Below are 14,404 nucleotides of genomic sequence, written 5' to 3' on the forward strand. Positions count from 1 at the left end.
CCCTCCGACGGCCCCCGCTCCACCGCGTACGTCTCCAGCGTCCCCCCGTCGCAGTAACACCACCGCTCGTGCCGCGCGTCGTACAGCCACATCGCCTCGCCGTCCACGACCACCCCCACCCGCATGCCCCGGGTCCGCTCCGCGAACGACTCGCCGTCCAGCCGTCCGGCGGTCAGCTCCTCCACCAGCTCCCGGTAGCGGCTCAGGTCACCGGCGACCGCGCCCAGCAACGGCCGGGGATCAGCGGTCCTGGCGGCGTCCTGCCCGGCGGCCGGCGGGCCGTGCGGAACCGGCAGCAGCAGCCGCCCGTCCACCCACGCCGACCAGCCGTTGGAACACAACGCCAGCGCCCAGTCGCCCCGGCGTTCGACGACCTGGACGGGCAGCAGGGGATCGAGCCGCACACCCGGCCACGCGGCGTCCGGCGTCGACCAGGTCGTCAGGCCGTCCGGCGGGACGACATGGCTGGGGAGGAAGTCGGGGACGGTCACAGGCAACTCCTCGGCGCTCCGCGCGCCTACGTACACGTACGTACACGGCTACTTGCGCATGATCTCGGGCTCCCGCCGCCGCAGCAGCTTGGCCACCAGGAATCCGAGCACGAGCGAGAGCACGATCAACATGCCCATGTCGAGCAGCCAGATCCCCGCCTCGTGCCGGAACAGCGGATCGGCGGTGATGTCCTGCGGCACGATCCGGTGCAGATCGATCGTGCCCGCCATGGCGCCCAGCGCCCACCGCGACGGCACCAGCCACGCCAGCTGTTCGAGCACCATGACGCCCTGCAGCTTGAGCAGCGCACCGCAGAACACGACCTGCACGATCGCGAGGAGGACCAGCAGTGGCATGGTGACCTCCTCCTTCCGCACGAGCGCCGACACGAACAGGCCGAGCATCATCGCGGTGAAGGCCAACAGGGCGACGGCGAGCGTGATTTCGATGAGCGGCGGCAGCAACACCCCTTTTCCGCCCGGTGCGTTCAGCTCGACACCGAACAGCGCCACCATGGTCAGCACCACCGCCTGGACGACCGTGATCGTCCCCAGCACCAGCACCTTGGACATCAGATACGCCGATCTGGACAGGCCGACGGCTCTCTCCCGCTGATAGATCGTGCGTTCCTTGACCAGTTCGCGCACCGCGTTGGCGGCGCCCGTCAGCACCGCGCCGACACACAGGATCAGCAGTGCGTTGAGCGCCGAGTCCCGGGTGAGCGCGCTGCCCGCCAGGGCATGCGCCATCGCCCCCATCACGAACGGCAGCGCGACCATGATGACCAGGAACGTACGGTCGGCCGTCAGCGCCGCCGTGTAACGCCGTACGAGCGTCCGCAGTTGCGCGCCCCAGCTCTGCGGCTTGGGCGCGGCGACCGGGCCGCGCGGCGCCTCGGGGGCGCGCCGGGGCTGATGGGTTTCCGCGGCCACATAGCGCCGGTGGACCGGTGAGGCGGCGAACTGTCCCGCCCAGTCCCGGTCCGTGTCGTTCTCGAATGCCTCGAACGCCTCCGGCCACTCCTCGAACCCGAAGAAGGGCAGGGCGTCCTCCGGCGGCCCGTAGTACGCGATCGTCCCGCCCGGCGCGAGGACGAGCAGCCGGTCGCAGACGTCCAGGCTGAGCACGCTGTGGGTGACGACGATGACCGTACGGCCGTCGTCCGCCAGCCCGCGCAGCATGTGCATCACCGAGCGGTCCATGCCCGGGTCGAGGCCGGAGGTCGGCTCGTCGAGGAAGAGCAGCGACGGCTTCGTCAGCAGCTCCAGGGCCACGCTCACGCGCTTGCGCTGACCGCCCGAGAGCGAGTGGATCGGCTGGTTCTTCCGCTGGTCCAGCCCCAGTTCGTGGATGACCTCGGCCACCCGTGCCTGCCGTTCGGCCTTCGCGGTGTCCTCGGGGAAGCGCAGCCGCGCGGCGTAGCCGAGGGCGCGGTGCACGGTCAGCTGGGAGTGCAGGATGTCGTCCTGCGGTACGAGCCCGATGCGCTGCCGCAGCTCGGCGTAGTCCCGGTACAGGTCACGGCCGTCGTACAGCACCGTGCCCTCGTCGGCGGGCCGCAGCCCCGTGAGCGCGTTGAGCAGCGTCGATTTGCCCGCACCGCTCGGCCCGACCACCGCCAGCAGTGTCTTCTCGCCCACCGGGAAGGACACCTGCCCGAGCAGTGTCTTCCGGCCCTTGTCCACCCGTACGGCCAGCGCCTGCACGTCCAGCGACACCTCACCGGTGTCGATGAATTCCTGCAGTTCCTCGCCGACCAGCACGAACGAGGAGTGGCCGATGCCGACGATGTCACCGGGGACGACCGGGGCGCGGGTCACCGGCCGGCCGTTGAGATACGTACCGTTGTGGCTGCCGAGATCGACGATCTCGTACCCCTCCGGACCCGCCCGCAGCTCCGCGTGCCGACGCGAGACGATGAGGTCCTCGACGACCAGGTCGCTGTCGGGCGCCCGGCCGATGCGGGTGACCCGCGCCGAGGGCAAGGGGCGCACGGCGCTGGGCTGCCGGAAGGTGCGGGTGGCGGCGGGGTACGGGACGGCGGTGACGGCGGACGGCCGGCCGGCGGCTCGCGGCGGTCGAGGCACGCCGCTGAGCACCGCGCACGGACCATCGGCCGGATTGCCGAACCTGATCACACTGCCCGGCCCCACGTCCGACTGCCGCACCCGCCGCCCTTCGGTGTACGTACCGTTGGTGCTCTCCTCGTCCTCCACCACCCAGTGGCCGTCCGTGGTGTGCAGCACGGCGTGATGCCAGGAGACCCTGGCATCCTCCAGCACCACCTCGCTCGCGGGATCGCGCCCCACGTGGTACGTCCGGAGCGGGCTCAGCACCTGCCTGCCGCCCCCGGCTTCGACGATGAGCTCAGGCGCGGCAGCAGTATCCGACCGCTCAGCCATACCAGAAATTTTACGGCCGCAACCGGGCCCCCGCCTGTCCAGGAACACCACCGCAGTCTCGTTATAGTGCCGCGCATGCTCAGACCGCTCACCCGCCGCACTCTCCTCCGACCAGTTACCGGGCGGGCCACGTCATGACGTTGAATCAGCTGAAGGCATTCGTCGAGGCCGAGCGGCTCGGTTCGTTCACCGGCGCGGCCGCCGCGCTGGAGATCGCGCAGGCTTCCGTGTCGGAGCTGGTACGGCGCCTGGAAGAGGAACTGGACGCCGTACTGTTCGTCCGCGGCAGCCGCAGGCTCACCCTCACCGCCGCCGGGCGGGAACTGCTGCCGTACGCGCAGGAGACACTGCGGGCGGCGGATGGCGGTGTGAAGGCGGTGCGGTCCCTCGGGTCGCTGGGCGGTGGCACGGCCACGCTCGGTGTGCTGCGCAACGCCGACTACTACCTGCTCGCCAACCTCGCGCAGACCTTTCACGCCCGGTACCCCGCCGTGCGCGTACGCCTGGTGGGGCAGAACTCCGCCGAAACGGCCCACGCGGTCGCCGCCGGAAAGATCGAGGCCGGACTGGTGGTACTGCCGATCGACGACGAGGGACTGGTCGTGCGGCCGCTCATGCGGGACGAGGTCTTCTACGTCACCGCGGACCCGGAGCGCGCCGCCGCCCCCGTCACCATCGAAGCCTTCGCCGCGGCGCCGCTCGTGCTGTACGACGCCCACTACGGCTGGCAGGACCCGACCCGGCGGCAGATCGCCGAGCGCGCCCAGCTGGCGGGCGTGCGGGTGGAGCCGCTGATGGAGCTGGAGTGGGTCGAGGCCGCGCTCAAGCTCACGGCGGCCGGGGTGGGCGACACGATCGCCAGCCGCGCGGTGATCGACAGCCCGAACTTCCCGGCAGGGCTGCACACCGTGCCGTTCGCCGAGCCGCTGTACGACACCATCGCCCTGGTCCGGCGCCAGGGGCATCCGCTGTCCCGGGCCACCCGGGAACTCGCCCGCCTCGCCGAGGACACCATCCGCGAGCTCCGTGACGAAGCCCAGCGGGTGACCACAGAGACATAGGGAAACCCTGTGGGAGCCCCAGGAATCACTCACCTAGTCCTGTGGCTGGGGCGCGTCTACCGTCCCTGGCATGCAGATCACGCAGCACGAAGCAGCAGCCCTCGCCCCGTTCCAGTGGCTCAAGAAGCCGGCCGTCGACGGCCCGCCCGCGCAGCGCGACCCCAAGGTCGTCGAGCGCGTCTCGGAGATGCTCTCCACCATCGAGCGCAAGGGCCTCGACGCGGTTCGCGCGTACGCCGAGGAGCTCGACGGCTGGTCCGGCGACCTGGAGATCGGCGCCGAGGAGCTGAAGAAGTCCGGCGACGCCCTGCCGCCCGACGTCCGCACCGCACTCGAAATGGGTTACGAGCGGACGCACCGCTTCGCCTCCGCCCAGCGCGAGCACCTCACCGACTTCGAGATCGAGCTCGCTCCCGGGGTGCAGGGCGGACAGCGCTACGTCCCGGTCACCCGCGTCGGCGCCTACCTCCCGGCCGGCCGCTTCCCCCTGCTGGCCAGCGCCTTCATGACCGTCGGCGTCGCCAAGGCGGCCGGTGTGCCCACGGTCGTGGCGTGCACGCCGCCGTCCGGTGAGCACGGTGCCCACCCGGCCGTGCTGTACGGCGCGTACCTCTCCCGGGCCGACCGGGTCTTCGCGGTCGGCGGCGTGCAGGCGCTCGGCGCCCTGGCCTTCGGGCTGCTGGGCGAGGCCCCCGTCGACATGCTGGTCGGCGCCGGCAACGCCTTCGTCACCGAGGCCAAGCGGCAGCTGTTCGGCCGCGTCGGCATCGACCTGCTGGCCGGCCCGTCCGAGGTGGCCGTCATCGCCGACGACACCGCCGACCCGGCCTGGGTCGCCGCGGACCTGCTCGGCCAGGCCGAGCACGGACCCAACTCCCCGGCCGCGCTGATCACCACCTCCGAGGAGCTGGGCCGCAAGGTCGTCGCCGAGGTCGACCGGCAGCTCGAAACGCTCACGACCAGGGAGATCGCCGGGGCCGCCTGGCGCGACTACGGCTCCGTCATCGTCGTCCGCAACGCCGACGAGGCCGTGGCGGTGGCGGACGTCATCGGCCCCGAGCACCTGGAGATCCAGACCGAGGACGACGACTTCTACCTCGAGAACCTGACCAACTACGGCTCGCTGTTCCTCGGCCCCTGGAGCACGGTGGCGTACTCCGACAAGGGCATCGCCGGTACCAACCACGTACTGCCGACGGGCAAGACCTCCCGCTACAACGCGGGACTCTCGGTCTCCCGCTTCCTCAAGCCCCTGACCTACCAGCGGGCCGCCAAGGAGGGCACGGCAGCCCTGGCCCCCGCCGTCGAACGGATCTCCGCCTTCGAGGGCCTGGCGGCCCACGGAGCCACCGCCACCCTGCGCATTGACAGGATCGGCCGACGCTCGGAAGCTTTCGACTCCGTCCCCGCGGCCCTGCGCGACCAGCTCTGACCTCGCGTGCCCCGCCTCCACGGCAGCCGGGGAGGCGGGGCCCGGCACACTCTCCCGAGGACCATCCCATGCCACACGAGACACCCGTCCCGCCGCCGTCCGGCGGCCCCGGCAGAGCAGAACTCACCCAGGGGCTCAAGGGCCGCCAGATCACCATGATCTCCATCGGCGGCGTGATCGGAGCCGGACTGTTCGTCGGTTCGTCCACCGCCGTCGCCACCGCGGGCCCGGCCGTCCTCCTCTCGTTCCTGGCCGCCGCGGCCCTGGTGGTCCTGGTCATGCAGATGCTCGGCGAGATGGCCGTCGCCAACCCCGACACCGGCTCCTTCTCCACCTACGCCGACCGCGCCCTGGGACGCTGGGCCGGATTCTCCATCGGCTGGCTCTACTGGTGGTTCTATGTCCTCGTCATCCCGATCGAAGCCATCGCCGCGGGCGAGGTCCTCGGGGGACTGGCCGGCGTGCCCAGCTGGATCCCCGCCCTCGCGGTCATCGTCGTACTGGCCGGTACCAATCTGCTCGCCGTCCGCAACTACGGCGAGTTCGAGTACTGGTTCGCGCTCCTGAAGGTCATCGCGATCGTGGGCTTCCTCGTCCTCGGCGTCCTCGCGATGTGCGGCCTGCTGCCCGGCTCCGGCACCAGCGGGGTGTCGAACCTCTGGAGCAACGGCGGCTTCGCGCCCAAGGGCGGGATCGCCGTCCTCGCCGCGCTGCTCACCGCGATGTTCAGCTTCCAGGGCAGCGAGATCGTCACCATCGCCGCCGCGGAGTCGGAGGAGCCGAGGAAGAACATCAAGAAGGCCATCAAGGCCGTCGTCTGGCGCCTCGGCCTCTTCTACCTCGGCTCGATCCTCATCGTGGTCAGCCTGGTGCCCTGGAACGCCGAAGGGCTGGCCGCCGGCTCGTACCAGGCCGTCCTGGAGCGCATGAACATCCCGGGCGCGCGCCAGATCATGGACGTGGTCGTCGTCATCGCGGTCTGCAGCTGCCTGAACTCGGCCGTCTACACCGCCTCCCGCATGGCCTTCTCCCTGGCCAAGCGGGGAGACGCCCCGGCGGCCTTCGCCGTCGTCTCGCGCGGCGGCGTGCCCCGCAACGCGGTCGTCGCGTCCACCGTCGTCGGCCTCGTCGCGGTGCTCGCCAACTATCTCTTGCCGAAGATCTTCACGTATCTGCTGGCGTCCAGCGGAGCGATCGCGCTGATGATGTACCTGGTCATCGCGGTCACCCAGTACGCCACCCGGCGCCGGCAGCAGGGGACGGCCGAGGTGCGGATGTGGCTGTTCCCCTATCTCACGGTGGCGACGATCGTCTTCATCGCTGGAGTGCTGCTCCTCATGGCGATCCTGCCCGGCCACCGGCTCGAACTGTGGCTCTCGTTCGGTCTCGCGGCGGGCCTCGTCACTGTGGGGTTCCGGCTGCAGCGCAAGCAGGGCGGCGGGCGGGAGCGCGAGGAATGTGCGCCTGCGCTGCCCGCGGTCAAGTAAGGCGTGCGTGCGTGGCCCGCGGGACGAACTCTGTCGGCAGGATGAGGCGCTCCCCGGCGGGGTCGGCCTCGCCGGTGATCCGGCGCACCAGCAGCCGTGCCGCCTGGCGGGCCAGTTCCCGCAGGTCGTGGCGGACCGTGGTCAGCCGGAAGACCTCCCAGCCCGCCATCGGGAGGTCGTCGAAGCCGATCACCGTGAGGTCGTCCGGCACCCGCAGTCCGGCCGCGACGGCCGCGTTCAGCACGCCGATGGCCACCACGTCGTTGCCGCAGAACACCGCCGTGGGCGGCTCGTCGGCGGCCAGCAGCCGGGGGAGTGCCTCGTACCCCGTGTCGTACTCGAACGCCCCGCGGACGACCCGGCTGTCCGGCAGGCCGATCCCCGCCTCGGCCAGCGCCAGCCGGAAGCCGAGCTCGCGGTCCCGGCCGGTGGTCGTATTGGGCGAGCCGAAGATGCCCGCGATGCGGCGGTGTCCCAGCTCGGCGAGGACGCCGGCCACCAGCCGGCCGCCGCCTTCGTTGTCCACGACGGACGCGTAGTCGCCCGGCTGTCCGGTGTCGCGGTTGAGAAATACATACGGGATGCCGCGGCGGTCCAGTTGGGCCGGCAGCCGTGACTCGGTGGTCGCGGTGGCCAGGACCACCCCGTCCAGGGACTGGTCCAGGAGGTTCTCGCCCGCCACCGCCTCGTCGGACCGCTCCGTGATCAGCATCATTCGGTAGCCGAGGGCATGGAGCTCGTCGTGCAGCGGGGCGACGACATGCGGGTAGAACGGGTTCGTCAGATCGGTGACGATCACGCCGATGCGCCGCGTCGAGCGGGTGGACAGCGTCCGCCCGGCCTCGCTGGGCACGTAGTTCAGCGCCTGCGCGGCCCGCCGTACCTTCTCCCGGGTGGCCGCCGACACTCGGTGGTCGTCGCGGAGCGCGCGGGACACCGTGGCCTGCGATACGCCTGCCAGCCTCGCCACGTCGTGACTTGTAATCGTCATCGGTCGTTCTCGTCCCCTCGCCCCGGTTCGCCGTACTTGCCCGCTCGGCGGTGAGTATACGTCTGCACTCCGTCTTCACCGACCCCTTGACAGTGCGGGAGCTGGGCCTGTCAGATCAATGCATACGTATTCCAAGCGTCCAAGCGGGGTCCCTTGCACTCCAGCGCACCCCCCAACGCACTCCCACAGCATTCCCCACGCACTTCGAGCGAAGGAGCGACCATGTCCGATGTCGTCGTGTCCACCGCGGAACTGGATCGCCGCACGATCCGCCGCAGCGATTTCGTCTCCTGCAACCAGGCGTTCATCGACTGCCGTACGCCGGGCTCGGACCGGAAGGAGAACTACGCGATGATCGGCCCCGGCGTCTCGCAGTCCTCCGGCCAGCACGTCAACCTCCGCCTGCCGCACGGCTTCCAGATCGGCGCGGCGGCCATGCCGCACGGCATCACGAACAATCTCCACCTGCACTACACCGCCGAGGTGTTCGTCTGCACCGAGGGCGAGTACCTGCTGCGCTGGGGCGCCGACGGCACCGAGGGCGAACTGCCGCTCAAGGCGGGCGACGTGGTGTCCGTACCCACCTGGATCTTCCGCGGCTTCACCAACACCGGCCAGGACGACGGCTGGCTGTTCACCGTGCTCGGCATGGACAACACCGGCGGCATCATCTGGGGCCCCACGGTGCTGCGCGAGGCGGAGGGCCACGGCCTGTACCTCACCGCCGACAACAAGCTCATCGACACGGTCGCCGGCGACGAGATCCCCGAGGGCACCGAGCTCACCGAGCCGATGGCGCAGGAGTACATCGACCGGCTGCGCCGCTACAGCCCCGAGCAGATGAAGCGGCGGGTCGCCGCGGCGGACGAACTGGTCTGGTCCGACCGGCCCTTCCTCGACAGCACCCTGCCGGGCGGCGGGGCACGCCTGAGCTGCGTCATCGGGTACGGCATGACCGAGGACCCGCACCAGGAACCCCGGATCTTCAACCCGCACGGACACAACGCCGCCTGGCTGCGTGCCGAGCCCGGTCAGGGCATCTCGCTGCACCGCCAGCACGAGACCCAGGCGCTGATCGTCAAGGACGGGCTCTGGGAAGTCACCCTGAACCGCACCGACCCGGTCTCGGTACGCCTCGGCCCGCGCGACATCCTCTCCGTCCCCCAGGACGCCTGGCGCACCCTGCGAAATGTGGGTGACACGGAGGGCGATGTCCTGATCGTCAACGGTGGCGACGGCCGGGTGCGCCTGGACTGGGACGAGGAAGTGGTCAAGGCCGCCGCCGACGCCGGGCTGGGCATTGACCACAACGGCTACGTCGCCCCGTACGCACTGCTGCCCCGCTCCGCGCGCCGCTGATGGCCGCCGCGCTTCCTGACGGTGCGTCCGGTGCGTCCGGACCCCTGCCGCTCGTCGTGGTCCCCGGCATGCTGTGCGACCACGGCCTCTGGACCGGCGTGGCGTTCCCCGAGCGCCATGAGGTGCACCACGTCGCACTGACGGAACCGGACATCGGCCGGCAGGCCGACGAAGTACTGTCCGCCGTCCCCGGCCCGTTCGTCCTGGTGGGACTCAGCCTCGGGGCGATCGTCGGCTTCGAAGTACTGCGCCGGGCGCCCGAGCGGGTCGCGGGATTCTGCGCGATGTCGACCAACGCGGGAGCCCCGCGCCCCGAGCAGTACGCCGCCTGGCGTGCCATGGACGAGCTGATTGCCGGAGGCCGGTTCGAGGAGGTCATCGAGCGGACCCTGCCGGGCATGTTCGATGTGACCGAACCGCCCGGCGACTTGGCGGACCGCTACCGGAGCATGGCCCACCGGGTCGGCCCGCACCCCGCCCGCGCCCAGCTCGCCGCCCAGGCGACGCGCTCCGACGCGCACGGCACACTGCGCACCGTCCGCTGCCCCACGACCGTGCTGTACGGCACCCGGGACGCGTTGTGCCCGCCGGACTTCCACCGGGCGATCGCCGAGGCCGTGCCGGGTGCCCGGCTGAGCGCGGTACCCGGCGCGGGCCACCTGCTGCCGATCCAGCAGCCGGGCGCTGTCTCCGCCGCGGTACGCGACCTGCTCGCGACGGCACAACGTACGCAACCACCGCAGCCCACCTTCTGAACGTCCCCACCGCATTCCGCACTCGCTCCGAGGAGAGCCCTCCATGCCCCGTCATCTGAAGTCCCCGATACCCGCCGGTGAGGTGCGCGCGGCCCGCGCGGATGTCGCCGAGCGCGTCGCCGCCATCCTCGACGACATCCGCGAACGGGGTGACGCGGCGGTCCGCCAGTACTCCGAGAAGTTCGACAACTGGAGCCCGGAGTCCTTCCGGCTCGGCCCGGACGAGATCCGGAAGATCGTCTCCGGGGTGCCGGACACGGTGCTGGAGGACATCCGCTTCGTACAGCAGCAGGTGCGCACCTTCGCCCAGGCACAGCGCGACTCGATGCAGGACATCGAGATCGAGACGCTGCCCGGCGTGCACCTCGGGCACAAGCACGTGCCGGTCGCCGGCGCAGGTGCGTACGTACCCGGTGGCCGCTACCCGCTGACCGCGTCCGCGCACATGACGATCGTGACCGCGAAGGTCGCGGGCGTGCCCCGGGTCGCCGCCTGCACCCCGCCGATCCGCGGTGAGATCCCCGCGGCGACGGTCGCCGCGATGCATCTGGCCGGGGCCGATGAGATCTACCTGCTCGGCGGCGTCCAGGCGGTCGCGGCCCTGGCGATCGGCACCGAGAGCATCGGCCGGGTGCCGCTGATCGCCGGGCCGGGCAACGCGTACGTCGCCGAGGCCAAGCGCCAGCTGTTCGGGGAGGTCGGCATCGACCTGTTCGCCGGGCCCACCGAGATCCTCGTCGTCGCCGACGAGCAGGCCGACCCGTTCGTCGTCGCGGTGGACCTGCTCTCGCAGGCCGAACACGGCCCGGACTCGCCCGCCGTCCTCGTCACCACCTCCGAGGAACTCGGCCGCGAGGTGGAGCGGCACATCGACCGGCTGCTGCCCGGCATGCCGACCAAGGACTTCGCCGAGCCGGCCTGGCGGGACCACGGCGAGATCGTCGTCGCCGACTCCCTCGACGAGGCATTCGACATCGCGGACTCCTACGCCAGCGAACACGTCGAGATCCTCACTGAGAACCCGCGCCAGGCCCTGGACCGGATGCGTGACTACGGCGCGCTCTTCCTCGGCGAGGGCACCTGCGTCTCGTACGGCGACAAGGTCATCGGTACCAACCACGTCCTGCCGACCCGCGGCGCCGCCCGCTACACCGGCGGCCTGTGGGTGGGGAAGTACCTCAAGACGGTGACGTACCAGGAGGTCACGGACCCCGCCTCGGCGGCGCGGCTGGGCGAGGTGTGCGGCCGCGCGGCCCGCGTCGAGCTGTTCGAGGGGCACGCCCGCTCCGGTGATGTACGGGCGGCGAAGTACGGCGACGGTACCCTGCCGTGGAACGTCGGGGGTGACGTATGACGGGCGCCGCCGCACCACTGGAAGGGCGTACCGCACTCGTCACCGGCGGCGGCAGCGGACTCGGCGCGGCCATCGCGCGCGCCCTGCTCTCCGACGGCGCACGCGTGGTCATCACCGGCCGCAACGAGCGCGCCCTCAAGGAGACCGCAACGCGACTCGGCCCGGACGTCACCCACCGGGTCTGCGACGTGTCCGACCCCGCCGACGTGGCGGCGCTCGCCGAAAGCCTCGCCGACGAGGAGATTTCGATCCTCGTCAACAACGCCGGGATCGCCGGGCCGGTGGCCCCACTGACCGACATCTCGGCGGACGACTGGGACGAGGTGTTCAGTGTCAACGTCCGCGGTGTGTTCCTGATGTGCCGCGCCTTCCTGCCCGCCATGACGGGGCGGGGCGCGGGCGACGTCATCAACATCGCCTCGGTGTCGGGGAAGCGGCCGCTCCTGCGACGCACCCCCTACTGCGCGTCGAAGATGGCGGTCATCGGCCTCACCACCACACTCGCGGGCGAAGTGGGACCGCTGGGCGTCACGGTCAACTCCCTCTCTCCCGGACCGGTCTCGGGCCCGCGGATGGAGCGCAACTTCCGCCTGGAGGCGGAGCGGACCGGCAGCAGTTACGAGGAGGCGGAGGCGGCCTTCGTGTCACGGTCGGCCCTCGGCCGGATGGTCACCGAGGAAGAGGTGGGTGCGGCCGTGACGGCGATGCTGCGGATGCCGGGCCTGTGCGGCGCCGACATCGACCTGTCCGCGGGGATGGTGGCACGATGACGGCCCGGCCGGAGGGCCGCCGCTCCCTCAAACAACGGCTGGCCGCGGGGGAGCGTCTCTACGGCGCGCTGCTCCGCCTCCCGTCGGAGACGCTGGTGGAAATGGCGGGTGTCGCCGGTCTCGACTACGTAGTCATCGACTGCGAACATGGTCCGGCCGACACCACGGCGCTCCAGCACCATCTCACCGCGGCCGCCGCGCAGGGCATCGACGTACTCGTCCGCGTCGGTACCGCCGAGCCCGCACTGGCCCTGCGCTGCCTGGATCTGGGCGCCGCCGGCCTCATCCATCCGCACATCGACAGTGCAGCGGACGCACGGCGGGCGGTGGCGGCGGACCGCTATCCACCGCTGGGGGAGCGGGGCTTCGCCACGTACAGCAGGGCGGGCCGTTTCGGTACGGTGACGGCCGCCGAGCACCTCGCCGCCTCGGAGGAGACCCTGGTCGTGGCGATGATCGAGACGGCGCGGGCCTGTGCAGCGGCCGCGGAGATCGTCGCCACGGAAGGCATCGACGCGGTCCTGGTGGGCCCTGCCGACCTGACCGTGGACTGCGGCTTCCCCGGTAAGGAAGCCATCGACAAGCTCATCGCCGCGACGCACGGGACAGCACACGACGCCGGCCGCGCGGTCATGTCCATCGTGCCCGACACGGCGGGCGCCAGGGCCGCCGAGCAGGCGGGTGCCCAGCTGGTGCTCTACAACATGGCGCACGTCCTGATGGACACCTTCCGCGCCCTCACTGCACCTCGTGCCGAGCCTGCGCAGCGCCACATCTGATTCACGTCCCACCCATTGACGCGCCCCACCGCCCTCTCTAGGGTCCCGCACAGCCCCCCAGTTCATACGTATGCACGCCACAGTCGCGTACGTGCCTCCTGACTCCCTCCCACCGCGCGAACGGAGAAGCCATGTCCGCTGTAGCGCCACCCACAGCCACCGGCGACAGAAACACCGCCGACCCCGAGAACCGGAAGGCGATACGCCGGGCCATCGGCGCGGGAAGTATCGGCAACTTCGTGGAACAGTTCGACTACGGGCTCTACGGCTACATGGCCCCGGTCCTCGCCCCCGCCTTCTTCCCCGGCAGCGACCCCGCCGTCGCGGTGCTGAGCACCTACGCGCTCATCGCGATCGCGTGTCTGTTCCGCCCCCTGGGCGGCACCCTGGTCGGCCGCTGGGGCGACCGGGTGGGCCGCAAGAAGGCGCTGTTGTGGACCCTTGTGGTCATGGGCGTGACCACCGCCATGATCGGCGCACTGCCGACGTACCAGCAGATCGGCATCGCCGCACCGCTCCTCCTCCTGGTGATCCGCATCGTCCAGGGCATGGTCTCCGGCGGTGAGTACGTCGGAGCGGTGGCCTTCATCGTGGAGTGGGCCGAGCCCAAGCGGCGCGCCTACTACGCCTCGTACGCCTCGAACAGCTGCTTCTTCGGCATCCTCGCGGGAGCCGGTACCGCCGCGCTGACCAGCGCGGTGTTCGAGGGGCCGGCCCTGAACTCCTACGGCTGGCGCATCCCGTTCCTGCTCGCGCTCCCGCTGAGCGCGGTCGGGGTCTGGCTGCGCAAGCGCATCGAGGAGACGCCCGAATTCATCCGCGCCACGGAGGACGGCACCCAGGTCGTCAAGGCACCCATCCGCGAGGCGTTCCGCTCACAGCTGCGGCCGATACTCGTCTTCTGCGGCGTCTCGGTGATGCTGGCGATCCTCTCCTACAGCTGGGTCACCTTCTACCCCGAGTACCTGACGGGGACGCTGGGCCTGCCCCGCTGGATGGCGCTGACATCCAACGCGATCTCGGTCGCGGTCCTCATCCCGCTGCTGCCCCTCGCAGGCATCCTCTCGGACCGCATCGGCCGCAAGCCGATGCTGATCATGGGCGCCATCGCCTGCATCGTCCTCGTCCCACTGGCCTTCTTCGTCGGCGAACAGGCCACGTTCGGCGCCGCGATCGCCAGCCAGCTCATCTACATCATCCCGGAGTTCTTCCTGACCGGCATCGTCACGGTCTGCGCCGCTGAGCTCTTCGCCACCCGCACCAGGTTCAGCGCCAGTGCCATCGCGTACAACAGCTCGTTCTCCGTCTTCATGGGCATCACACCGTTCGTCGCCGCCCTGCTGGTCACCAGCTTCGACACGATCTACGCCGTGTGGGTCTACCTCGCCGCGGCGGCGGTACTGGCCCTGGTCGTGGTCAGCGCCTTCATGACGGAGACGTACCGAAGCCACCTCGGCGCGGACAAGTTCGCCCGCTGACGACTGCAGCCCCATACAGACGCATCAACGCCCACACCCATACC

The 14,404-nt window shown here is 70.7% G+C and carries 12 protein-coding genes; 9 read left to right on the plus strand and 3 right to left on the minus strand.

Translation table 11 applies throughout. The features are described 5' to 3' along the window. Together CCS38_RS25760 and CCS38_RS25765 are read right to left on the minus strand one after the other, a co-directional pair. On the minus strand, nt 1-491 hold a 491-nt coding region (locus tag CCS38_RS25760), incomplete at its 3' end, for a hypothetical protein (RefSeq protein WP_223735702.1). A gap of 48 nt (nt 492-539) precedes the next feature. Continuing rightward, complete coding sequence (locus tag CCS38_RS25765; RefSeq protein WP_223735703.1) at nt 540-2,894, minus strand: ABC transporter ATP-binding protein/permease; 2,355 nt, start codon at nt 2,892-2,894, stop codon at nt 540-542. A gap of 134 nt (nt 2,895-3,028) precedes the next feature. Here CCS38_RS25765 and CCS38_RS25770 point away from each other — a divergent pair, with 134 nt between their 5' ends. The 3 genes from CCS38_RS25770 to CCS38_RS25780 all read left to right on the plus strand — a co-directional run bounded on the left by CCS38_RS25770 (nt 3,029) and on the right by CCS38_RS25780 (nt 6,874). After that, nucleotides 3,029-3,955 carry a LysR family transcriptional regulator gene (locus CCS38_RS25770; protein ID WP_223735704.1) on the plus strand — a complete coding sequence of 309 codons (927 nt, stop codon included), beginning with the start codon at nt 3,029-3,031 and terminating at the stop codon, nt 3,953-3,955. A gap of 70 nt (nt 3,956-4,025) precedes the next feature. Next, nucleotides 4,026-5,387, plus strand: a complete 1,362-nt coding sequence (gene hisD, locus CCS38_RS25775) for a histidinol dehydrogenase (protein WP_223735705.1) — start codon at nt 4,026-4,028, stop codon at nt 5,385-5,387. Nucleotides 5,388-5,455: 68 nt separating this feature from the next. Then, nucleotides 5,456-6,874: an amino acid permease gene (locus CCS38_RS25780; protein WP_223735706.1), complete on the plus strand. Its 1,419-nt coding sequence runs from the start codon at nt 5,456-5,458 to the stop codon at nt 6,872-6,874. On the opposite strand, the gene CCS38_RS25785 is transcribed toward CCS38_RS25780, so the two are convergent. Next, nucleotides 6,867-7,844 carry a LacI family DNA-binding transcriptional regulator gene (locus tag CCS38_RS25785; protein ID WP_308050873.1) on the minus strand — a complete coding sequence of 326 codons (978 nt, stop codon included), beginning with the start codon at nt 7,842-7,844 and terminating at the stop codon, nt 6,867-6,869. The genes CCS38_RS25780 and CCS38_RS25785 overlap by 8 nt on opposite strands. Before the next feature lie 243 nt (nt 7,845-8,087). On the opposite strand from CCS38_RS25785, the gene CCS38_RS25790 reads away from it, so the two are divergent. The 6 genes from CCS38_RS25790 (at nt 8,088) to CCS38_RS25815 (ending at nt 14,360) form a co-directional block, all read left to right on the plus strand. Continuing rightward, nucleotides 8,088-9,224, plus strand: coding sequence for a cupin domain-containing protein (locus CCS38_RS25790; RefSeq protein WP_223735708.1), 1,137 nt, complete (start codon nt 8,088-8,090; stop codon nt 9,222-9,224). Beyond that, on the plus strand, nt 9,224-9,979 hold the full coding sequence (locus CCS38_RS25795) for an alpha/beta fold hydrolase (protein ID WP_223735709.1): 756 nt from the start codon (nt 9,224-9,226) through the stop codon (nt 9,977-9,979). Before CCS38_RS25790 ends, CCS38_RS25795 begins: the two co-directional genes overlap by 1 nt. Before the next feature lie 43 nt (nt 9,980-10,022). Continuing rightward, nucleotides 10,023-11,333, plus strand: a complete 1,311-nt coding sequence (hisD, locus tag CCS38_RS25800) for a histidinol dehydrogenase (RefSeq protein WP_223735710.1) — start codon at nt 10,023-10,025, stop codon at nt 11,331-11,333. Further along, on the plus strand, nt 11,330-12,103 hold the full coding sequence (locus CCS38_RS25805) for an SDR family NAD(P)-dependent oxidoreductase (protein WP_223735711.1): 774 nt from the start codon (nt 11,330-11,332) through the stop codon (nt 12,101-12,103). Before hisD (CCS38_RS25800) ends, CCS38_RS25805 begins: the two co-directional genes overlap by 4 nt. Further along, on the plus strand, nt 12,100-12,882 hold the full coding sequence (locus CCS38_RS25810) for an HpcH/HpaI aldolase family protein (RefSeq protein WP_223735712.1): 783 nt from the start codon (nt 12,100-12,102) through the stop codon (nt 12,880-12,882). Before CCS38_RS25805 ends, CCS38_RS25810 begins: the two co-directional genes overlap by 4 nt. Nucleotides 12,883-13,013: 131 nt before the next feature. Continuing rightward, nucleotides 13,014-14,360 carry an MFS transporter gene (locus CCS38_RS25815; RefSeq protein ID WP_223735713.1) on the plus strand — a complete coding sequence of 449 codons (1,347 nt, stop codon included), beginning with the start codon at nt 13,014-13,016 and terminating at the stop codon, nt 14,358-14,360. Nucleotides 14,361-14,404: the final 44 nt, after the last annotated feature.

Source organism: Streptomyces purpurogeneiscleroticus, from assembly GCF_020024005.1.
Classification (GTDB): domain Bacteria; phylum Actinomycetota; class Actinomycetes; order Streptomycetales; family Streptomycetaceae; genus Streptomyces; species Streptomyces purpurogeneiscleroticus.